The sequence below is a fragment of the Burkholderia sp. Bp8984 genome (assembly GCF_003853755.1).
GTDB lineage: Bacteria > Pseudomonadota > Gammaproteobacteria > Burkholderiales > Burkholderiaceae > Burkholderia.
Genome location: NZ_QTQN01000001.1, coordinates 322,733 through 344,145 on the forward strand (window position 1 = coordinate 322,733; position 21,413 = coordinate 344,145).

Consider the following 21,413-nt stretch of genomic DNA (forward strand, 5'->3'; position numbering starts at 1 on the left):
GCGATCCTGTCGATCCGAGCGATCCCGGCCGCTAACCATCAATGCGCGGCCGCCACCGGCTTCGCCATCCTGCCGAGCACGTGCTCGGTCATCCCGCGCGCGAGTTCGCTCTCCCCCATGAACACGATGCCGATGCCCTCGCTCGACAGCAGGTCGGCCTCGTCGCTGCTGTTCGTGCACAGCACGACCTCCAGCGCCGGATTGAGCGTGCGCGAGATCTCGACGATCTGCCGCACGTCGAATACGTCCGGCAGCGTGACGACCAGCATCCCGGCGCGCGCGATATGCGCCTGCACGAGCACGATCGGCTCGATCGCGTCGCCCGACACGGCCGCGACGCCGTCCGCGCGCAGCTTCTCGACGAGCTCGCGATTCTGCTCGACGACGACATAGGCGATCCCGCGCTCGTCCAGCGCATGCGCGATCCGCGTGCCGACCTTGCCGTAGCCGACGATCACGACCTGGCCGGTCAGGTGCGTCTGCGGCGTCGACATCGGCAGCGCGGCGAGCGGATCGTCGCGTGCCTCGAGCTTGCGCGCGAACGCCGAATGCTTGCGGATCCATACGAGCGCCGGATCGATCATCGCGAACAGCAGCGTGTTCATCGCGATCGAGATCAGCGCGACCGCGAGAATCAGGCTTTGCCCCTCGGCCGACAACAGCCCGAGCGCACGGCCGAGCCCCGCGAGGATGAACGAGAACTCGCCGATCTGGGCGAGGCCGGCGCCGACCGTCAGCGCGGTGTTCAGCGGATAGCGGAACGCGATCACGAGCGCGACCGCCGCGAGCGTCTTGCCGATCAGCACGATCGCCGCGACCTCGATCACATGCAGCGGCTCGGCGAGCAGCACCTTCGGGTCGAACAGCATCCCGACCGAAATGAAGAACAACACCGAGAACGCGTCGCGCAGCGGCAGCGTCTCGTCGGCGGCACGCCGGCTGAACTCCGACTCGCGCATCATCATCCCGGCGAAGAACGCGCCGAGCGCGAACGACACGTCGAACAGCTTTGCCGCGCCGAACGCGATGCCGACCGCCGCGGCGATCATGCACAGCGTGAACAGTTCGCGCGAACCGGTACGGGCGACGAGCCACAGGATGCGCGGGAACACGCGCTTGCCGACCACGAGCATCAGCGCGATGAACGCGGCGACCTTCAGCATCGTGACGCCGAGCGTGCCCCACACGCTGCCGCCGGCCGCGTGCGCATCGCCGGGCGGCGTGCCGCCGAGCAGCCCCGCGACGGGCGGCAGCAGCACGAGCACGAGCACCATCACGAGATCCTCGACGACGAGCCAGCCGACCGCGATGCGTCCGTTGACCGTCTCGACGAGCCCGCGCCCCTCGAGCGCCCGCAACAGCACGACCGTGCTCGCGACCGACAGCGCGAGCCCGAACACGAGCGCCGCGCCGAGGCTCCAGCCCCAGGTGAGCGCGAGCCCGCCGCCAAGCAGCGTCGCGACGATAATCTGGACGACGGCCCCCGGCAGCGCGATCTTCCTCACCGCGAGCAGGTCGCCGAGCGAAAAATGGAGGCCGACGCCGAACATCAGCAGCATCACGCCGACTTCCGCGAGCTGCTGCGCGAGCGACAGGTCGCCGACGAAACCGGGCGTGCCGGGGCCGATCACGATCCCGGCGAGCAGATAGCCGACGAGCGGCGGCATTTTCAGCAGCGACGCGAGGTAACCGAAGATCATCGCGAGACCGAAACCGGCCGCGAGCAACGCAATCAGGCTGATGTCATGAGGCATCCCCCCTCCCGAGTTCTTGTAACGATTTAGTAAGGTTCAAGAATGGAAGGATAAGGGATGAGGCGAAAAATTGGCGCGCCACGGCGAAAAATTCACGCGTCGGCACGCCAGTGCGGGGTACAACCCCGGGCGGGCGGAACACGCCCCGCGGGCCGGTGGGCGCCGCGAGGCGGATCGATCGGGCGGGGCCGGATACCCCGCCGCGTGCGTCAGCGCGACGCCTGCGGGAACCGCGCGCCCGGCGGCGGCTCGGGCCGCGTCGACGGCGTGCCCTTGCGCACCTTCGCGACCTGCGCGGCCGTGATCGGCGCGCCCGTATTGCCCCAGCTCGTGCGCACGAAGTTCGACACGTCCGCGACTTCCTGGTCCGACAGGCGCCAGCCGAACGGCGGCATCGTGAAGGTCGACGGCGCCGTATGGGTGCCCTGCAGCGCGCTGCCTTCCAGCACGACGTGGATCAGCGACGTCGGATCGTCGCCCTGCACGACCGGGTTGCCGGCGAGCGCCGGGAACACGCGCGTGTAGCCGTGGCCGTCGCTGCGGTGGCACGCCATGCAGTTGTCGCGATAGACGGCGGCGCCCGGCTTGCTCGCGTCGCCGGTCTGCAGCGCCTTCGCCGCGGCCGCGTCGTACACGTGCGGCTGCTCGCCCTGCACGCGCGGCGGCAGCGTCTTCAGGTAGCGCGCGATCGCGGTCAGGTCGCCGTCGCTCATGTGCTGCATGCTGTGGCCGACCACGTCCGTCATCCCGCCGAACGCGGCCGTGCGCAGCGTGCGGCCGGTCTTCAGGAACTGCACGATCTCCGTTTCGTTCCACGTGCCGAGCCCGGTGCGCGGCTCGCCGCGCAGGCTCGTCGGCACCCAGCCGTCGATCGCCGCGCCGCCGGCCAGGAAGTCGAGGCCGCCCGCGTCGGTCAGCGCGCGTTCCTGCATCGTCGCCGCGCGCGGCGTGTGGCACGCGCCGCAATGGCCGAGCCCCTGCACGAGATACGCGCCGCGCGCGACCACCGGATCGCTGTACGGCGCCGCATCGAACGGCTTCGGCGCCGGCGCGAACATCTTGCGCCAGAACGTCAGCGGCCAGCGCATCGACAGCGGCCACACGATGTCGACCGCGCGGTTCGCGTGCTCGACCGGCGCGACGCCGTGCATGAAGTACGCGTACAGCGCCTTCATGTCGTCGTCGGTCAGGCGCGCATAGGACGGGTACGGCATCGCCGGGTACATCGTGTCGCCGTTCTTGCGCACGCCCTCGCGCACCGCGCGGGTGAAGTCCTCATACGTCCAGCCGCCGAGGCCCGTCTTCGGGTCCGGCGTGATGTTCGTCGAGTAGATGCCGCCGATCGGCGTGTCGAACTTCAGCCCGCCCGCGAACGGCTTGCCGCCGCTCGCGGTGTGGCACGCGATGCAGTCGCCCGCGCGGGCCAGATATTCGCCGCGCTTGACGAGGTTGGCGTCGGCAGACTGCGCGACCGGTGCGGCGGCCGGGCCCGAAGCCGCGGCGGGCGCGGATACCGGCTGCGCGAACGCGGCGCCGCCCGCGAGACCGAACGCCGCCCATGCCGTGCCGATCGCCAGTGCGCGCCGCAGCGGGGAAATCCGGCGCGCGGCGTTGTGGTGGTTCACTGTCCTCTTCATACGGTCACCAGCGGGGCGGGATTTTTCAGGTATTGCTCGCGGATCGCACGTGCCGACCAGTAGGCCAGCGCCGCGATGATCCCGGTCGGGTTGTAGCCGATGCCCTGCGGCAGCGCCGACGCGCCCATCACGAACACGTTGTGCACGTCCCAGCACTGCAGGTAGCGGTTCAGCACGCTCGTCTTCGGGTCGGTGCCCATGATCGCGCCGCCGACCAGGTGGGTCGTCTGGTATGCGCGCGAATCGAAGTGCTTGCCGAACTCGCGCGTCGACACGCCGATCGCCTTCGGCCCCATCGCCTCCGCGATCTTCTTCATCTGTCCGGTCACGTACTGCGCCATCCTGATGTCGTTGTCCTTCCAGTCGAACGTCATCCGCAGCAGCGGCTGGCCGTACGAATCGCGATAGGTCGGATCGAGGTCGAGGTACACGTCGCGGTACGACATGTTCGTGCCGTGCGCGTCCATCGAGATCGTGTGCGCGTAGTTGTCCTTCACGGCCTTCTTCCACGCGGCGCCCCACTGCGGCGTGCCGGGCGGCGTCGCGATGCCGCTGATCGGCTTCACGCCGGCCTGGTTCACCCACAGCGGCGAGCCGCCGACGAAACCGAGCGGGCCGTGGTCGAAGTTGTCCGCGTTGAAGTCGTCCACCGCGACGCCGTTGCCGCCCGCGCCGATGAACGGGTTCGTGTAGGTGTCCTTGTCGAAGAACGCCTTGATCGTCGACAGGTTCTGGTACGCGAAATTGCGGCCCACCACGCCTTCGCCCGAGATCGGGTCGTACGGCTTGCCGATGCCCGACAGCAGCAGCAGGTGCACGTTGTGATACTGGAACGCGGCGACGATCACGAGATCGGCCGGCTGGTGCACTTCACGGCCGGCCGGGTCGACGTAGGTGACGCCCGTCGCGCGCTTCTTCGTGTCGTCGAGGTCCACGCGCAGCACGTGGCACTTCGAGCGCAGCTCGAAGTTCGGCACCTGCTTCAGCGCCGGGAGGATGTTCAGGTTCGGCGATGCCTTCGAGTACATGTAGCACGCGTAGCCGCTGCAGTAGCCGCAGAAGTTGCACGGCCCCATCTGCACGCCGTACGGGTTCGTGTACGGACCCGACGTGTTCGCCGACGGCAGCCGGTACGGATGCAGCCCGAGCGACTTCGCGGCGTCGGAGAAGCGCTGCGCCGAATACGTATTGAGCTGCGCGGGCAGCGGGAAGTTGTCGCTGCGGTTCGCCTCGAACACGTTGCCGTCGCCGACCACCTTGCCGCCGACCTTGTACGCCTGCCCCGACGTGCCGAACACCTTCTCGGCGAAGTCGAAATACGGCTCGAGTTCGTCGTAGGTGACGCCCGTGTCCTGGATCGTCATCCCCTCGGGGATGAACTTCTTGCCGTAGCGCTCCTCGTAGTGGCTGCGCAGGCGCAGTTCCTCCGGCGTGATCCGGAAATGCACGCCCGACCAGTGCAGCCCCGCGCCGCCGACGCCCTCGCCCGGCAGGAACGCGGCGAGCTGCCGGTACGGCAGCGCGGTGTCCTGCACGCCGTGGCGGATCGACACGGTCGTCTTCGACAGGTCGAGGAACAGCTTCTTGCGGACGTTGTAGGTCAGCTCGTCGATCGTGTTCGGATACGCGCCGTCCGGATAGGTGTCGCGATACTCGCCCCGCTCGAGCGCGACGACGTTCAGGCCCGCTTCGGTCAGTTCCTTCGCGAGAATCGCGCCGGTCCAGCCGAAGCCGACGATCACCGCATCGACGTGCGGCTTCTTTTCTGCGGCCATCAGGTGCGCTCCCCGTTGATCGAGACGGGGCCGTACGGATAGGGCTTGCCGTTCTGATTGACGAAATCCATGAAGTCGGCGCGCGCGCCCGGAAAACCGATCATCTTCCACGCGGCCATGTCGTGATTGCCGCCGTGCACCGGATCGCAGAAGTAGCCTTCGCGCGTGTTCTGCAGCAACAGGCCGAAGAACACCGCGGACGGCACGTCGTCGATCTGCGCGCCGCCTTTTTCCAGTTCGCCGAGCACGGTGTCGCGGGTCGGCGAGTCGAGGTCGGCGAACGCCTTGCCGTGGGCCTTTTCGCAATAGCGGTTGACCGCCGCGATGCCGAGCCGGTAGATGTCGCGCGGCACGAGCTTGAGCTGGTAGCCGAGCTCGGGCACGCCCTGCTGGAACGGCCCCTGCATGTACCACGTCGCGCCGTGCGCGTACGGGGTTTCCATCTGGCGGTCGATGAATTCGGGCACGCCCGATTCGAGCGCGCCCGGGCCTTCGGCATCGGCCGGGATCAGCCGGTCGACGGCGGCCTGGACGAACGCCCACTCCTTCGCATCGAAGAAGGTCGGCTTGTACGGCGCGCGTTCGGCGCCGGCCGACGCAGTGGAGGCATTGCCGGCCGCGGTCGAGGACGACGACGAGCGCAGGTCGCAACCGGCGACCGACGCGATCGGCACGAGCGCGACCGACGTGCGCAGGAAGCGGCGACGCGAGTTGGGTTTGTCGGGTGGCGTGGACATGGTCGGATGTTGATCGTTGGGGAGCGTGATTCGGGAACCGCATTCCGGATGCGGCATGCCCGACACGGCAGCCATGCCGCGCGCGGCCGGCCGTCCTTTCTTGCGATGTTGCGAGCAAGCTCGATGCAGGCGCCGGCCGCGCACTGCGCGGTGGCGCCCGTCATGCAGCCGCGCGGCGCGCCGGTTCCGGCAGCCGCGCGGGGTCGACCTCTTCGCGGGTCTTATCGTCGGACAAATACGGGCTTGCCGCCCGCATCTGCCCCTCATCGCCATGGCCTATTCAACTTAGACACCGCGCCGGCCGACGGCAAGCGCAACGTGCACGACCCTCAATTCGGGCCCGGCGACAAATGCCGCGAATTATAGATGGAACCGGTTCCATTTCCAAAGGGTTCGGTGCAATTCATTACATCGAAAATCGCAATAATGAGGAAATCGTTTTCCGGAATACGCAAGAGCCGTGGCGCGGCCGCGGCGTCGATCGCAGGGCCGGACGCACGCGCGGGCGTCGCCCGACCGGCGCCCGTCGTTTTTCAGGGTTGCCGTGCCCGCGCCGCCCGGTGCTTTCCGATGCGGCGCCCGCGACGCGCGTTACCGCTTGGCTCGCAGCAAAACGGCCGTCCCGCTCGCCGCAGTGCTCACCACGGCCACAGCATCGACGCGATCGACAACGAAAGTGCCAAACACAGCGGCGAGTAACAGAGGCTGTCCATGCGCGCGAAACGCGACCCGCGAACCCGCTTGAAGAAGCCGACGTAGCGGAAATCGCCGACGGCGCGCACCGCGAAGATCAGTGCGAGCGCAACGATCGCGAACGTGATCGCGCCGGGATACAGGTTCTGCCACAGCCAGCCCGCGCGCGACGCCACCGCGCTTGCGCCGGCCAGCAACGCCGCCGCGACGGCGAGCGTGCCGGGCACGGTCGGCCGCAGCAGCGGTACGCCGTCCTGTTCCGGAATGGCCGCACGCTTGCCGAGCTGTCCGCCGAACGCCCAATAGACGTGAAGGAGTGCGATCGCACAAAGCGTCGGCACGCTGAAATACGCGCCCGTCATGTCGGTAAGCTTCCTTGTCTCATCGTGTCGTCGTGTCGTGATCCAGCCGGAAGGAATCCGGCGCGCGGCCCCGCTCCGCGCCACACGAGACGATACCCAAACCGCGTGCCGCATGCAGTGCGACGTCCGGTCGCAATACGCCATGCCGCGTGTTGCGGTGCAGTGCACGCGCCGTCGCATCGGGCCGCCGCTTGACTTCCCTCCGGGCACCGCTACCCTCTTATTCCAGTACGGCACGCGAACCGTGCATGCGCAACCGTCGCACACGTGCCGTTCGCCGGCACGCACGATCGGACGATCGCGGCGCGCCCGGGCACGACAACCATGACAAATACCCATGGAGACAACTCATGCTGATCGGTGTGCCGAAGGAGATCAAGAATCACGAATACCGCGTCGGCCTCACGCCGGCCGGCGCACGTGAGCTCACGCGACACGGCCATCGCGTGCTCGTGCAGCGCGGCGCGGGCACGGCAATCGGTCTGCTCGACGACGACTACACGGCCGCCGGCGCCGCACTGTGCGACGACGCGCGCGACCTCTTCGCGCGCGCCGACATGATCATCAAGGTCAAGGAGCCGCAGGCGGCCGAGTGCGCGATGCTGCGGCGCGGACAGATTCTTTATACGTATCTGCATCTCGCCCCCGATCCCGAGCAGGCGGCCGCGCTCGTGAAGTCCGGCGCGGTCTGCATCGCGTACGAAACCGTGACGGGCCCGGGCGGCGGACTGCCGCTGCTCGCGCCGATGAGCGAGGTCGCGGGCCGCATGTCGATCCAGGTCGCGGCGACGCACCTCGAAAGCCCGCGCGGCGGCCGCGGGGTGCTGATGGCCGGCGTGCCCGGCGTGCCGGCCGCGCACGTCGTGGTGCTCGGCGCGGGCGTGGTGGGCACCGGTGCGCTGCAGATGGCGGTCGGCCTCGGCGCGCGCGTCACCGTGCTCGACACGAACGTGGGCCGGTTGCGCCAGCTCGATCTGGTCTTCGCGAACCGGATCGCGACCGTCTGCTCGAACGCGCATACGATCGACGAAGCCGTGCGCGACGCCGACGTCGTGATCGGCGCGGTGCTCGTGCCGGGCGCGTCGGCGCCGCGGCTCGTCACGCGCGACATGATCGCGACGATGCGCACGGGCGCCGTCGTCGTCGACGTCGCGATCGACCAGGGCGGCTGCTTCGAGACCTCGCATGCAACGACGCATGCGCAGCCGACCTTCGTCGTCGACGGCGTCGTGCATTACTGCGTCGCGAACATGCCTGGCGCGGTCGCGCGCACATCGACGTTCGCGTTGAACAACGCGACGCTCGGCCATGCGCTCGCGCTCGCCGACAAGGGCTGGAAACGCGCGATGGCCGACGACCCGCATCTGCGCGCGGGCCTGAACGTGTGCGACGGCCACATCACGTACGAGGCCGTCGCGCTGGCGCTCGGGCTGCCGTACGTACCGGCGGAAGACGTGCTGGCCTGACTTCGGCATGCGTGACGGCGCGCACGTGCGCCGTCACGCGCGCGTCGGGCGGCCGCGCTTCGACGCGATGCTTGTGCCGGTTGTGCCACTCGCACCACTAGCACCCATCGTGCGCGCCAGCAGCGGCCGCAGTTGCGCGAGCGTGCGCGTGTTGAGCACGTCCTGTCGCGTGAGCCACCCGCGCCGCGCCTGGCCGATACCGTATCCAAGATTGTCCAGATCGTCCGCGCACCGCGCGTCCGAGCCGATCGCCACCGCGACGCCGGCCTTGGCGGCCTCGCGGCACCAGACGTCCGGCAGATCGAGCCGCCGCGGGTCGCCGTCGAGTTCGACGAAGCAGTGGCGCGCGGCGGCCGCGGCGAGCACGCTCGGCACGTCGAGTTCGCATGCGTCGCGTTCGCCGAGCAGCCGGCCGGTCGGATGCGCGAGGATCGTGAAATACGGGTGATCGATCGCGCGCAGCATCCGCTCGGTCTGCGCGTCGCCCGGCAGGTCGAAGCGGTCACGTACCGCGCCGACCACGAGATCGAGCCGGCCGAGCACGTCGTCGGCCACATCGAGGCTGCCGTCCTCGCGAATGCCCGCCTCGACGCCCTTCAGCAGCACGAAGTCGTCGAATGACGCATTGAGGCGGTCGATCTCGTCGATCTGCCGTACGAGCCAGTCGGCATCGGTACGGCCGCCGCCGGACTCCGGCGTGCGATCGGTGACGGCCAGATACGCGAGCCCGCGCGCACGCGCCGCGTCCGCCATCGCGCGCAGGCTGTCGCGCCCTGCCGATGCGTCGGTATGCGCATGCAGATCGCCATGAACGTGCTTGCGTTCGACCAGCGCCGGCAGCGCGCCGACGCGCGACGCGTCGATCTCGCCGCGGCCCTCGCGCAACTCGGGCGGCACCCAGTGAAGGCCGATCGCCTCGTAGACGGATGCCTCCGTCGCGCCCGCGATCCGCTCGTCGCCGCGGAATACGCCGTATTCGTTGATCTTCAGCCCGCCGGCCTGCGCGATCCGGCGCAGCGCGATGTTGTGCGCTTTCGATCCCGTGAAGTAGACGAGCGCCGCGCCGAACGCGTCGGCGTCGACGACGCGCAGGTCGACCTGCAGCCCGTTGCCGAGCACGACGCTCGAACGCGTCTTGCCGTTCGCGAGCACGCGTGCGACCTCGCCATAGCCGACGAACGCATCGGCCACGGCGGCCGGATCGCGTGCGGTCACGAGGATGTCGAGATCACCGACCGTCTCGCGGCAGCGGCGAAAGCTGCCGGCCGGCACCGCTTCGCCGACGCCGCCCACCTTGCGCAAGCGCTCGAGCAACGGCATCAGCGATTGCGCGGCATCCGGCAGCAGAAAGCGCTGCGGCTCGCGCTTCAGGCGCTCGTCGAGCGCGTCGAGCAGGTGCGCTTCGGTCTTCGCGCCGAAACCCGGCAGCGCGCGCACGTGCCCGCTCTTCGCTTCGACGCGCAGTTGCTCGAGCGAGTCGACGTGCAGTGCGTCATGCAGCGCCTTGACGCGTTTCGCGCCGAGCCCCGGCACGTCGAGCAGTTCGACGATCGCGCCCGGCAACGCATGGCGCAGCGTTTGCTGCAGTTCGCAGGTACCGGTCGCGGCGATCTCGCGCAGCTTCGCCGCGAGATCGGCACCGATCGATGGAATCCGGCCGAGATCGCTGCCGCTCTCGATCATCGCCGGAATGTCGCGCCCGTAGTCGGCGATCGTACGGGCCGCGTTGCGGTAGGCACGCACCCGGAACGGGTTGGCGCCCTGGATCTCGAGCATGTCGGCGATTTCGGTGAAGACGGCCGCGCACTCGGCATTGTGGATCGGCATGATCGGCGTGGCTCCCTTCCACGTGGATGGCGCCGTGCGCCGGCGTGCCGGCGTCGGCCCGCCCGGCGCCGCATGTCGACGGCGGCGGGTGCCCGTTGGTCATCCTGCGCCGATTGCCCGTGTCGTTCCGCGCGGGGCTCGCTGCTTGCGTGGCCCCTGCACCGACGTCACAGCGATGCGCGCGGTGTCGTCGCGTAGCGCCGCTCGTATATCGACTGGCAATGCGTGCAACGCTCGGCGGTCGGGCGCGCGAGCAGTCGCTCGTAGCCGACCGGTGCATCGCAATCGATGCACTCGCCGTAGCTGCCGTCGCGCATGCGCTGCTGCGCGCGCCCGATCGCGCGCAACTCGGCCAGCTTCATCCCGATCAGCGCGTGATCCATGTCGACGAACAGATCGGCATTGGCCTCGTCGCCCTCGTCCGGCGCCGCGCCGGCAAGCTCCGCATAGGACTCCGACGCGCGCTGGTCCTCGCTCGTCCGGATCTCCGCACGCAACGCCAGCTCGCTCTCGGTCAGCCGTCGCTGCAGCGTCTGCCGTTGTTCTCGATCGAGCGCCATCGCCGTCCCTCCTTTTCCGGGTTCCGCGCAATGAGGCATGCGGCGCGCGGTTGTCGCGCCGGTGCACGGCGGCCCGGGATGCCCGGCTCGTCGTGCCCGGATGCGCGTCCGGCCACATGAAGTGCGGGACGCATTCGACGCAGCATAAACCCAATGCACACGCATGTGTTGACCGGCGTCAGCGCCCGCATCGCGCATCAGAAACCGGGGACCGATGCGAAAACCCCGCGAGGCAGCATTCGTCTGACGCAGCCGCCGTTGAGGTCGATCAATCCCCTGTAAAAAGTTGCGTCGTAGATTGAGAGCATGCGCGGCGAATCCGCGGCTTTCCGGGAGAACGTCATGTTGTTCGGCGTCGTCATCTGGGTGGCCCTTGCGGCCCTGTTCCCGACGATGGTCGTGCCGACGATCCAGCACGCCATCCAGCCGTCGAGCGCGCAAGCCGCGCCCGACGCCAGCCCCGCCGTCTCGCCCGCTGCGTTGCCGGCAGCCGCTCAGCCGCCGGCGCACAGCTGAAGCGCGGTTGCGGGACGCGTCGTATCGAGGCCGGAAGCACGAGTCGACGCTCGATACTTCGTAATCCTCTTCATCAAAATGCGTTGCGCCCGACGAAGCCGCGCACGACCGTCATCAGGATGATCTTCATGTCGAACCAGAAGCTCCAGTTCTGCATGTAGAACAGGTCGAACTTCACGCGCGCGGCCATCGCCTCGACCTTGCGCGTCTCGCCGCGATAGCCGTTCACCTGCGCCCATCCCGTGATTCCCGGCCGGACGCGATAGCGATACATGTAGCAGTCGATCAGTTGCCGGTAGAAGTCGTCGTGTTCGATCGCGTGCGGACGCGGGCCGACCACCGACATCTGGCCGAACAGCACGTTGAAGAACTGCGGCAACTCGTCGAGCGACGTGCGTCGCAGGAACGCGCCGACCGGCGTGATGCGCGCATCGTTGCGCGAGGCCTGTCGCACGATACCGGGCTGTACGCGATGCACGCGCATCGTCCTGAACTTGAGGATATGGAACTCGCGCCCGTCGGCGCCCTTGCGGCGCTGCCTGAACAAGACGGGCCCCGGCGACGACAGCTTCACCGCGATCGCCAGCGCCGCGAGCAGCGGCAGCAGCGGAATCAGCACGGCGCCGGCGAACAGCCGGTCGAACGCGAACTTCGCCCACAGTTCCGGCGCGGAACGCGGCGTGGTCGCGAGGTTGATGGCCGGCATGCCGAGCACATCGGTCGCGGATCGCTCGACGACCGCCATCTGCCGCACGTCCGGCAACAGCCGCAGCTCGACGAACTCGTCGCGCAGTTCGCGCACGATGCGCTGGATGCGTGACTCGTGCGACATCGGCAGCGTGAGCCACACTTCGTCGATCTCGCCGCCGCGGATCATGCGCCGCAACGCGCCCCAGTCGTCGATCACCGGCACGCCGCCGATCCCGTCAGTCGTGGCCGCGGCCGGTGCATCGTCGTCGAACACGCAGGCAGCCGCGAACGGCCCGGCCGGTTCGAGCTGCATGCGCTCGATCGCCACCCGTCCGTAAGCGGTCGCCCCGACGACCGCAACCCGCCGCTGCCGCGTGCGCGGATCGCCACGCTTCATCGCCAGCGCGCAGAGTGCCAGCCTGCCGAGCAGCAGTGCCGCGTCGCCGGACAGCACCGTCCGCGCGATCCAGCGCGTCGTGACCGTGCCGCCGCGGTTCATGATCCACATCGTGCCGGCCACCGTCAGCGTGCCCACGCACACGACGGCCACCACCGTGCGCGTCAGCACGGCACCGCCGTCGTGCGGCGACGCCGCGCCGCGCGTCACGCGCACGCTGCGCGGCAACAGCGCGACGGTCAGCACGCACAGCAATGCGACCGTGCCGCGCTGCGCGTCCGACAGATCGTGCCACGCGAGCCCCATCGCAGCCTGCGCGGCGAGCGCCCCTGCCAGCACCAGCGCAACATCGACCGCGGCGATCGCGGCGCGTCGCATCGCATTCGTTCCACCCGCCATCGCATGCATCGTCACACACCGTGCGCGGGGAAACCGCCGTGCAGGTCCTGCATGCGCGGCCGCACCGGCAACGCACGCGCGCCGGCCCGCGTGCCGAGCAGCCGGCGATAGTCCGCGCGAATCAGCTCGTAGCACTCGCATGCCTGGCGCTCGAGACCGTCGCGATCGAGCACGGTGATGCGGCCGCGACGCTGACGGATCAGCCCGGCTTCCTGCAGGTTGCCGGCCGCTTCCGTCACGCCTTCGCGACGCACGCCGAGCATGTTCGCGATCGTCTGCTGCGTGACGGCCAGTTCGTCGCCGTCGATCCGGTCATGCGCGAGCAGCAGCCAGCGGCTCAACTGCTCGCTGACCGAGTGATGCCGGTTGCACAACGCGCTGCGCGAAATCTGCGCCATCGTCGCCTGGCAATAGTTCAGCAGCAGCCGATACGTCGCCGGCGAACGTTCGAATTCCGAGCGCATCACGCAGGTCGGCACGCGGTAGGCCATCCCGCCGATACGGACTTCGACGCGATTCGATACCGCGGTGCCGCCGACGAGCGTCGCGAGGCCGACCACACCTTCGCGGCCGACCACGGCGACCTCGACCATCGCTCCGTCCTCCATCAGGTGCTGCACCGACATCATGGCGGTGGTCGGGAAATGCAGGTGGCGCATCGGTTCCCCGACACGGTCGAGCATGCCGGCCTTGATCCGGACCAGTTCGAGGTGCGGTGCGATGGCACGGATGCTGTCCTCCGGAAGGGCATCGAGGATGGCATTCGCCGAGTAGCTCGAGTGAAGATGAAGCATGTCTGTATCCCTTTTATCGTCCGCGCCGCATGCAGCCGCGTCAGCGGAATTCGTTATCGCGATGCGCGCCCGGACGGCGACGCGGGTTGCGGCCCACAACCCTCGATCCAATCGACCCACAGCGTCTCGCCGCTGGATCGAATCGGCAGTCCCGTTTCGACACGCCCGTTTCGATAAGCGATTTACGTGCCAATACCCGCTCCATCCTTAATATATAAATGACTTGCGATTTAGCGCCCCCGAATAGCCGGTCGAAAACCGCAAAAAACGTCTCATTTCCGGACACCCGCTTGCGTCGCGGACGCAGCCGGCAATTCGACTGATCATTGAGCGCGGGGCCGGCAGTGGAACCGGCAGCGGCGCGGGAGTCTTATCGTTCAATAACTTACACCCGGTTTTCAATTGTTTCCATGATGTCTCAACCGGGCCAGAGTCGCGTGCCGCACGCTCGAATGGTCGTTTGAAACTGTCTCAAATATGAATCGCCGGATTAATTTACAACACTGTAATCAAACGCACATATCTCACGCAACACCATGATTCAATTAATAAATCATACCCGCGAATCTAAATTGTCAAATAATGTTCAATGCATTCTAGATATTTTTCTTGTACGATGCACTTCGTTGCCGGATTGATTCTCGATCAGCACCGAATTCGCGATTCACCCTCCAGTGCAATTAATTCATACGAAGACGATCTTCAAATACCTATAACCTTTTCATTTACCCCAAATCGTCAAACATTGTGAAGTGACGTAATGCGCAATTTATCGAATTGAATTGCGTGCTAGCCTTTTCCGCCATCGGCATTCGAATTTCTATGAACACGAATCCGCACGTGCGTGCTAAATCCCCGTGGATGGCGTCGCGCGATGTGCGATCGCTCCCTACGAGGATCCGCCGTGACCCACCAGGCCAATGACGCCGTCGCCCATGCGAGCGGCATGATCGAGCTTTCCCACAGCTTCGACGCCAACCGGTTCCTCGCGGCCCTCGACCGCGACGAACGCGCGACGCTGATTGCCAACCTCCAACTCGTTCACCTGAAATCGGGCCAGGTGCTGTGCGAACCGGGTGAAATGCTCACCGCGGTCTACCTGCCCGTCACGACGGCGATTTCGCTGCAGTACGTGTCGTCCGGCGGCATGACGCTGGAAGTGGCCGAGATCGGCAGCGAGAGCGTCGTCTGCGACGACGTGATCGGCGGCAGCGGCCGGATGCCGTGCCGTGCCGTCGCATGCCGCGACGGCTTCGTCTACCGGCTCGACCGGCGCATCTTCGCCGCCGCGTTCGACGCGTCGCCGGTGATTCGCCATCTGGTGTTCGTCTGCGTGCGGCTGCTGATGGCCCAGGTCTCGCAGATCACGTTCTGCAGCCGACATCACGTGCTCAAACATCAGTTATGCAGATGGTTCCTTCTCGCGTACGACCGGTCGCGCAGCATCGAGATCCAGATCACCCACAGCATGCTCGCGCAGATGCTCGGCGTGCGGCGCGAGACGGTCACGGATGCGGCCGGGGAGATCCAGAAACTCGGCCTGATCCGTCAGTACCGGAGCTCGATCGAGCTTGCCGACCTTGCGGGCCTCGAGAAAATGTCGTGCGGCTGCCGCGCGATCGTGCGCGACGAGATGAAGCGCATCCTGTCGGCCGACTCGGGCGTGAGCGCCGCGGCACGCGCGTGATGCGCACGGCGTGTCGTCGCACGCGTGCGACGCGAGTCAGCCGATTGTAGGGTGGCGAACAGAACGCCGGGCGTGCGAATGGTCTACTGATGCCGGACTGCCGGGGGGATGTCAGCGCGCTGCGCGCGTCCGCCCTTGCGGACGACACCTCACACGCCGGAGCAGCACGTGAAAAACGAAATCAGAACCATCCTCAAGCACGTCGCCCACCTCGAAGCCGCGATCGACTCGATCGGTGACGGGGATGACCTCTACGAAGCGGGCCTCTCCTCGCTCGATACGATCCAGCTGATGCTCGCGATCGAGAAGCAGTTCAACATCGAGATTCCCGACGAGATGCTGAACCGCAATCTGTTCCGCAGCGTCGACGCGCTCGCGGACACCATCGCGACCCTGCAACGCGCCGAGCATTCCGCATGAGCGCGCTGCTTCCCGAACTCGCGGCCGACGACGAACCACGCCGGCTCGACGAGGCCGCGCACGCCGTCGCGCAAATCGCCGCCCAGCACGCGGATGCGGTCGACCGGGACGCGCGCTGCCCTGTCGAGGCGATCGAGGCCATGCGTGCGCGCCGCCTGCTGAGCGCAATGGTCCCGACCCGGCTCGGCGGCGCCGGCGCGTCGCTGGCCGACGTCGCATCGGCATGCTCGATCCTCGGCCAGGCCTGCGCGTCGTCGGCGATGGTGTTCGCGATGCACCAGATCCAGGTGGCCTGCATCGTCAATCACGCGGCCGACCAGGGCTGGCACAAGCTGTTCCTGCAACAGCTCGTGCGCCATCAGTGGCTGCTCGCGTCGGCGACGTCGGAGGACGGCGTCGGCGGCAACCTGCGCGCGAGCCAGTGCGCGCTCGAGACCAACGGCGGCGAATTCCGGCTGCAGAAATCCGCGCCGACGATCTCGTACGGCGACTACGCGGACGGCATCCTCGCGACCGCGCGGCGCGACGCCGACGCGCCGGCATCCGAGCAGGTGCTCGTCACGGTGCTGCGCGACGGCTATACGCTCACGCGCCGCGGCGAATGGGACACGCTCGGCATGCGCGGCACGTGCAGCAACGGCTTCGTGCTCGATGCACAGGGCACGACCGTGCAATGCCTGCCCGTGCCGTTCGCGCAGATCGCCGAACAGACGATGGTGCCGGTTTCGCACATCCTGTGGGCGGCGGTGTGGATCGGCGTGGCCGGCGACGCGTTCCATCGCGCGCACCAGTTCTTCCGCACGCAGGCGCGCCAGACCGACGGTGCGCCGTCGCCCGCGTCGCGGCGCATCGCCGAATCGCTTGCGCTGATGCAGGCGATGCAGGCCCGCGTCGACAGCGTGCTGCGCCTCTATGCCAGCGCGTCGCCCCGCTCGTGGTCGGCCGGCATGGCCTGGGCCGCCGAGATCAACACGCTGAAGACCTATGTGTCGTCGACCGCGCTCGAAGTCGCCCAGCAGGCGATGATGATCTGCGGGATGGCCGGCTACAAGCACGGCACGCCGTTCAGCATCGGCCGCCACCTGCGCGACCTGCACGCGGCGCCGCTGATGATCAGCAACGACCGCATTGCCGCCAATACCTCGAGCCTGCTGCTCGCACTGCGTCCCGCGACGCTGGAGAAACATTCGTGAACGATCGCCTCTCCGTGCCTTCCGCCGCCACCCCGTCCGACGCGCCGCTCGACCGCGCGGGCGTCAATCCGCTGCGCGACGAGCTGATCGATGCGGGACTGCTCGTGTCGACCGGCATCCAGGGCCTGTTCGGCCGCAGCGAGCGGTTCGAGCGCGTCGTCGAAGCGCTCGACGCCTTCGTCACGCGCCTCGGCGCCGACCAGCAAGCCGAAGTGCTGCGCTTCCCGCCGGCGATGAGCCGCACCGAATTCGAGCGCAGCGAATACATGAAGAGCTTCCCGCAACTCGCGGGCAGCGTGCATGCGTTCTGCGGCGACGAACAGCGGCACCAGCGCTTGCTGCAGTGTCTCGACCGCGGCGAGGACTGGACCGAAAGCCAGAAGCCGACCTACGTCGTGATGACGCCGGCCGCCTGCTATCCGGTCTATCCGGTCGTCGCGCGCGCCGGTGCGCTGCCCGACGACGGCCGCATCGTCGACGTGTTCTCGTATTGCTTCCGCCACGAGCCGTCGCTCGACCCGACCCGCATGCAGCTGTTCCGGATGCGCGAATACATACGCATCGGCACGCCCGAGCAGATCGTCGCGTTCCGCGCGACGTGGATGGAGCGCGGCACACGGATGATCGAGGCGCTGCAACTGCCGAACGCGATCGATCTCGCGAACGATCCGTTCTTCGGGCGCGGCGGCAAGATCGTCGCGAACAGCCAGCGCGAGCAGAACCTGAAGTTCGAGCTGCTGATCCCGATCGAGCACGACGACCGCCAGACCGCGTGCCTGAGCTTCAACTACCACATGGATCACTTCGGGCTGCTGTGGGACATCCGCACCGCGACGGGCGACGTCGCGCATACGGGCTGCGTCGGCTTCGGCCTCGAGCGGCTGACGCTCGCGCTGTTCCGTCATCACGGTTTCGACCTCGACGCATGGCCGGCCGACGTTCGCGACGTGCTGTGGGGTACGCGATGAAATTCGTGTCCCGCGACGGCGAGGACGCGTCGTTCGAGGACGTGCGCCACCGCGCACGCCACTATCGGCCGCACCCGCTGCACAGTCAGGAGATGGTCTGGAAACAGACCAACTGCTATGTCGACATGTGGCTCGAGGTGCTCCGCTGGTGGGGCCTCAACCCGTACGCGGCGCTGCCGTTTACGATCGCGCTCGACTTCGAGGGCGACCAGTTCACGTTCTTCAAGTTTCCGCACGACGAACTGGAGCGGCTGTACGGCATCGTCGTGCAGGAACACTCGATCTACGAGCCGCTCGACCAGCACATCGAGACGCAGGTCGCGCGCGGTCACCTGATGATCGTCGAGGTCGACGCGTGGTTCCTGCCGGACACGCGCGGCAGCAGCTACCGTACGCAGCATACGAAGACGACGATCGGCATCGACTCGATCGATCGCACGCGCCGCCAGATCGGCTACTTCCACAACAGCGGCTATTACGTGGCCGAGGACTTCGACTACAACGGGCTCGTCGGCGGCTGTTCGCCGATGCCGCTGCCGCCGTACGTCGAGTGCGCGAAGCGGCGTTTCGCACCGCTCGACGAGCGCGCGCTGTGCGAGGTCTCGCTCGCGTCGCTGCAGCGGCATCTGCGCCGGCTGCCGGTCGTCAATCCGGTCACGGCGTTCCGGCGCCAGCTGCAGCTCGATGCGAAATCGCTCGCCGATTCCCCGCTCGAACGCTTCCACGCGTACTCGTTCAATTCGGTGCGGCAACTCGGCGCGAACTTCGAACTGTTCGGCCATTACGCGCGCTGGCTGCAGGCGAGCGGCTGCGTCGGGCCGTTCGCCGAGATTCGTACCGCCTGCGACCGCATCGCATCCGAGGCGATGGTGCTGGAGTTCCGGCTGGCGCGGGCGTGTGCGCGCGGCAAGGAAGAGCGCGGCGACGCGACGCTCGAAGCGATCGAAGCGGCTTACGCCGACCTGATCGACTGCGCGCGGCAGATCGCCCCGCCGCTGCAGCACGCGGCGCCCGTGCGCGTCGACGCGGCCGCCGTGCCGTTGGTGCGGTGACGCGCGCGCATGCCGCGCTCGCGTGGTCGCTGCTCGCCACGCCCGCGGGTACCGCGCGCGGGCCGCTCGATCTTCCGGCCGACGGCTGGATCGCCGCCCCCGTCCCCGGCACGGTCGCGCAGGCGCTCGCGCTGGCCGGCCGGGCCGACGACACCGCGTCGCTCGACGAGCGCGACCACTGGTATCGCGTCGAACTGCACGGCCACGGGCCGCGCGTGCTGCGCTTTCACGGCCTCGCGACGCTCGCCGAAGCATGGCTCGACGACACGCCGATCCTGCGCTCGGACAGCATGTTCGTCGCGCACGACGTGCCCGTGTCGCTCGACGGCACGCACCGGTTGACCGTCTGCTTCCGCGCCCTCGCGCCGCACCTGCGCGATGTGCGCGCACCGCGCCGCGCACGCTGGCGCACGCGGCTCGCCGAGCCGGCGACGTTGCGCACCGTTCGCACGGCGCTGCTCGGGCACATGCCCGGCTGGTTTCCGCGCTGCGTGCCGACCGGTCCGTGGCGGCCCGTCGACGTGCTGGACCCTGCCGACGGTCCCGTTCTCGTTCATTGCGACCTGCACGCCCGCATCGACGGCGATACCGGCTGGCTCGATGCGGCACTCACATTCGCCGGGCCGCTGCCCGAGGCGTTTGCGGCCCGGCTGTCGTGCGGCGAGCACCACGCGACGCTCGAACGCCGCGGCGCCGACCGGCTCGATGCGACCGTCGCAGTGCCGAACGTGCGCCGCTGGTGGCCGCACACGCATGGCGAACCGGTGCTTTACGACGTCGCATTGCACATCGGTGCCGAACGGCGGCCGCTCGGCGCGACGGGCTTTCGCAGGATCGAACCGGACGCGGGCGACGACGGCAAGGGGTTCGGGTTGCGCGTCAACGGCGTGCGCGTGTTCGCGCGCGGCGCATGCTGGAGCAGCGCCGCACCGCTCGCGCTGCACGCGGACGACGCGACCTATGGCCGGCTGCTCGGATACGCGCGCGACGCCGGCTTCAACATGATCCGCGTCGGCGGCACGATGACCTACGAGGCCGACGCATTCCATGCGTGGTGCGACCGGCTCGGACTGCTCGTCTGGCAGGACTTCATGTTCGCGAACTTCGACTATGCGCTCGACGATCGCGCCTTCGCGGACGCCGTCGGTCGCGAAGCCGAGCAGTTCCTCACGCGCGTACGCGCGTCGCCGTCGCTCGCGGTGCTGTGCGGCGGCAGCGAGATTGCGCAGCAGGGCGCGATGTCGGGTCTCGGGCCGAAGCAGCGCTTCCTCGAACTGACCGCCGAGCGCCTCGCCGACCACGCGGCGGCACGGCGGCCCGACGCGCTGTACGTCCCCGACTCGCCCGACGGCGGCGTGCTGCCGTTCATGCCGCGCGAGCGCGTGTCGCACTATTACGGTGTCGGCGCGTACCTTCGCCCGCTCGACGACGCGCGTCGCGCCGACGTGCGCTTCGCGAGCGAATGCCTCGCGTTCGCGAACGTGCCGTGCGATGCGATGCTCGCCAGCCTCGGCTGGCCGGGCGTGCACGAGCCGCGGTGGAAAGCGGCCGTGCCGCGCGACCCCGGCACGTCGTGGGATTTCGACGATATTCGCGATCATTATCTGCAGACGTTGTACGACGTGGCGCCCGACCGCCTGCGGCGCGAGGATCCGTCGCGCTACTTCGAGCTGTCGCGCGCGGTGATCGCGGAACTGATGCGGGACACGTTCTCGGAGTGGCGGCGCACCGGCTCACGCTGCGCGGGTGCGCTCGTCTGGCAGTTCCAGGATGTGATGGCGGGCGCCGGATGGGGCTTGCTCGATGCGGCGCATCGGCCGAAATCGGCGTGGTATGCGCTGCGCCAGGTACTTCAGCCCGTGCAGGTCCTGCTCGTCGACGAAGGGCTGAACGGGCTCGACGTGCACGTGATCAACGAGCGGCCGGCGCCGCTGTCGGCGGCCGTCGAGCTGGTCGCGCTGCGCGACGGCCGCACGCCGCTCGCGCGTGCCGGCGCTCCGGTCCGGATCGCCGCGCACGACACGGTGCGGCTCGATTCGGCCGAATTGCTCGGCCGCTTCTTCGACTGGACCTACGCGTATCGCTTCGGCCCGTGCGAGCACGATACCGTCGTCGCGACACTGCGCGCCGACGACGGCACACTGCTGTCGCAGGCGTTCTACTTCCCGTCCCGCACGCACCCGGCCGTGTTCGCCCGTCGCGAACCCGGCATCGAGGCATGCGTGTCGCGCACCGGCGACACGTGGCACGTCGACATCGGCACGCGCCACGTCGCACGTCACGTGCAGATCGATGCACCGGGCTTCGTGCCGCGCGACGACTGGTTCGATCTCGCGCCCGGCACGCCGGCGCGTGTCGCGCTCGTGCCGCTCGCGAACACCGGCGGCCATGCTGCCGCCGGCGCGCCACCGACCGTCGAAATCCGCGCGGTCAACGCCGCGCGAACCGTGCGGGCGGCGTTGACCGGCTGACGCGAGCGGGCGCGG

Annotated in this window: 17 protein-coding genes; 8 read left to right on the forward strand and 9 right to left on the reverse strand. The window is 68.3% G+C overall.

Annotated features, from left to right (window positions below; all coding sequences use genetic code 11):
• Nucleotides 1-38 precede the first annotated feature (38 nt).
• The 5 genes from DID98_RS01395 to DID98_RS01420 all read right to left on the reverse strand — a co-directional run bounded on the left by DID98_RS01395 (nucleotide 39) and on the right by DID98_RS01420 (nucleotide 6,958).
• The gene (locus tag DID98_RS01395) at nucleotides 39-1,754 is read right to left on the reverse strand and encodes a cation:proton antiporter (protein WP_124519592.1); all 1,716 of its coding nucleotides are present in this window, start codon (nucleotides 1,752-1,754) and stop codon (nucleotides 39-41) included.
• Between the two features lie 209 nt (nucleotides 1,755-1,963).
• Nucleotides 1,964-3,391: a cytochrome c gene (locus DID98_RS01400; RefSeq protein ID WP_124519594.1), complete on the reverse strand. Its 1,428-nt coding sequence runs from the start codon at nucleotides 3,389-3,391 to the stop codon at nucleotides 1,964-1,966.
• On the reverse strand, nucleotides 3,388-5,166 hold the full coding sequence (locus DID98_RS01405) for a GMC family oxidoreductase (RefSeq protein ID WP_124570039.1): 1,779 nt from the start codon (nucleotides 5,164-5,166) through the stop codon (nucleotides 3,388-3,390). The genes DID98_RS01400 and DID98_RS01405 overlap by 4 nt, the downstream gene beginning before the upstream one ends.
• Nucleotides 5,166-5,903 carry a gluconate 2-dehydrogenase subunit 3 family protein gene (locus tag DID98_RS01410; protein WP_124484955.1) on the reverse strand — a complete coding sequence of 246 codons (738 nt, stop codon included), beginning with the start codon at nucleotides 5,901-5,903 and terminating at the stop codon, nucleotides 5,166-5,168. Before DID98_RS01410 ends, DID98_RS01405 begins: the two co-directional genes overlap by 1 nt.
• 638 nt (nucleotides 5,904-6,541) lie before the next feature.
• The gene (locus tag DID98_RS01420) at nucleotides 6,542-6,958 is read right to left on the reverse strand and encodes a DUF3995 domain-containing protein (protein ID WP_124570041.1); all 417 of its coding nucleotides are present in this window, start codon (nucleotides 6,956-6,958) and stop codon (nucleotides 6,542-6,544) included.
• Between the two features lie 350 nt (nucleotides 6,959-7,308).
• On the opposite strand from DID98_RS01420, the gene ald reads away from it, so the two are divergent.
• Complete coding sequence (gene ald / locus DID98_RS01425; RefSeq protein WP_124484957.1) at nucleotides 7,309-8,424, forward strand: alanine dehydrogenase; 1,116 nt, start codon at nucleotides 7,309-7,311, stop codon at nucleotides 8,422-8,424.
• Nucleotides 8,425-8,457: 33 nt separating this feature from the next.
• Here the strand turns inward: ald and polX are convergent, their stop codons facing one another.
• Both polX and DID98_RS01435 read right to left on the reverse strand, forming a co-directional pair.
• Entirely contained in the window at nucleotides 8,458-10,251 is a 1,794-nt protein-coding gene (gene polX / locus DID98_RS01430; protein WP_124570043.1) for a DNA polymerase/3'-5' exonuclease PolX, read from the reverse strand.
• A gap of 167 nt (nucleotides 10,252-10,418) precedes the next feature.
• The gene (locus tag DID98_RS01435; protein ID WP_124519602.1) at nucleotides 10,419-10,811 is read right to left on the reverse strand and encodes a TraR/DksA C4-type zinc finger protein; all 393 of its coding nucleotides are present in this window, start codon (nucleotides 10,809-10,811) and stop codon (nucleotides 10,419-10,421) included.
• Nucleotides 10,812-11,153: 342 nt separating this feature from the next.
• Between DID98_RS01435 and DID98_RS35680 the strand changes: the two genes are divergently transcribed.
• Nucleotides 11,154-11,327 (forward strand): hypothetical protein, encoded by a 174-nt coding sequence (locus DID98_RS35680; RefSeq protein ID WP_185640812.1) that lies wholly within the window; start codon nucleotides 11,154-11,156, stop codon nucleotides 11,325-11,327.
• A gap of 73 nt (nucleotides 11,328-11,400) precedes the next feature.
• On the opposite strand, the gene DID98_RS01440 is transcribed toward DID98_RS35680, so the two are convergent.
• Both DID98_RS01440 and DID98_RS01445 read right to left on the reverse strand, forming a co-directional pair.
• The gene (locus DID98_RS01440) at nucleotides 11,401-12,792 is read right to left on the reverse strand and encodes an undecaprenyl-phosphate glucose phosphotransferase (RefSeq protein ID WP_185640813.1); all 1,392 of its coding nucleotides are present in this window, start codon (nucleotides 12,790-12,792) and stop codon (nucleotides 11,401-11,403) included.
• A 32-nt stretch (nucleotides 12,793-12,824) separates the two neighbouring features.
• On the reverse strand, nucleotides 12,825-13,607 hold the full coding sequence (locus DID98_RS01445; protein ID WP_124484962.1) for a Crp/Fnr family transcriptional regulator: 783 nt from the start codon (nucleotides 13,605-13,607) through the stop codon (nucleotides 12,825-12,827).
• Nucleotides 13,608-14,511: 904 nt separating this feature from the next.
• Here DID98_RS01445 and DID98_RS01450 point away from each other — a divergent pair.
• The 6 genes from DID98_RS01450 (at nucleotide 14,512) to DID98_RS01475 (ending at nucleotide 21,398) form a co-directional block, all read left to right on the forward strand.
• Nucleotides 14,512-15,294, forward strand: coding sequence for a Crp/Fnr family transcriptional regulator (locus DID98_RS01450; RefSeq protein ID WP_185500280.1), 783 nt, complete (start codon nucleotides 14,512-14,514; stop codon nucleotides 15,292-15,294).
• A gap of 168 nt (nucleotides 15,295-15,462) precedes the next feature.
• Nucleotides 15,463-15,714 carry an acyl carrier protein gene (locus DID98_RS01455; RefSeq protein WP_044842951.1) on the forward strand — a complete coding sequence of 84 codons (252 nt, stop codon included), beginning with the start codon at nucleotides 15,463-15,465 and terminating at the stop codon, nucleotides 15,712-15,714.
• A complete protein-coding gene (locus DID98_RS01460) occupies nucleotides 15,711-16,907 on the forward strand; it encodes an acyl-CoA dehydrogenase family protein (protein ID WP_124570046.1) in 1,197 nt (398 codons plus the stop codon). The genes DID98_RS01455 and DID98_RS01460 overlap by 4 nt, the downstream gene beginning before the upstream one ends.
• Nucleotides 16,904-17,875 (forward strand): amino acid--[acyl-carrier-protein] ligase, encoded by a 972-nt coding sequence (locus DID98_RS01465; protein ID WP_124570048.1) that lies wholly within the window; start codon nucleotides 16,904-16,906, stop codon nucleotides 17,873-17,875. The genes DID98_RS01460 and DID98_RS01465 overlap by 4 nt, the downstream gene beginning before the upstream one ends.
• Complete coding sequence (locus DID98_RS01470; protein WP_124484966.1) at nucleotides 17,872-18,927, forward strand: DUF1839 family protein; 1,056 nt, start codon at nucleotides 17,872-17,874, stop codon at nucleotides 18,925-18,927. The genes DID98_RS01465 and DID98_RS01470 overlap by 4 nt, the downstream gene beginning before the upstream one ends.
• Nucleotides 18,924-21,398 (forward strand): glycosyl hydrolase 2 galactose-binding domain-containing protein, encoded by a 2,475-nt coding sequence (locus DID98_RS01475; protein ID WP_124570050.1) that lies wholly within the window; start codon nucleotides 18,924-18,926, stop codon nucleotides 21,396-21,398. Before DID98_RS01470 ends, DID98_RS01475 begins: the two co-directional genes overlap by 4 nt.
• Nucleotides 21,399-21,413: the final 15 nt, after the last annotated feature.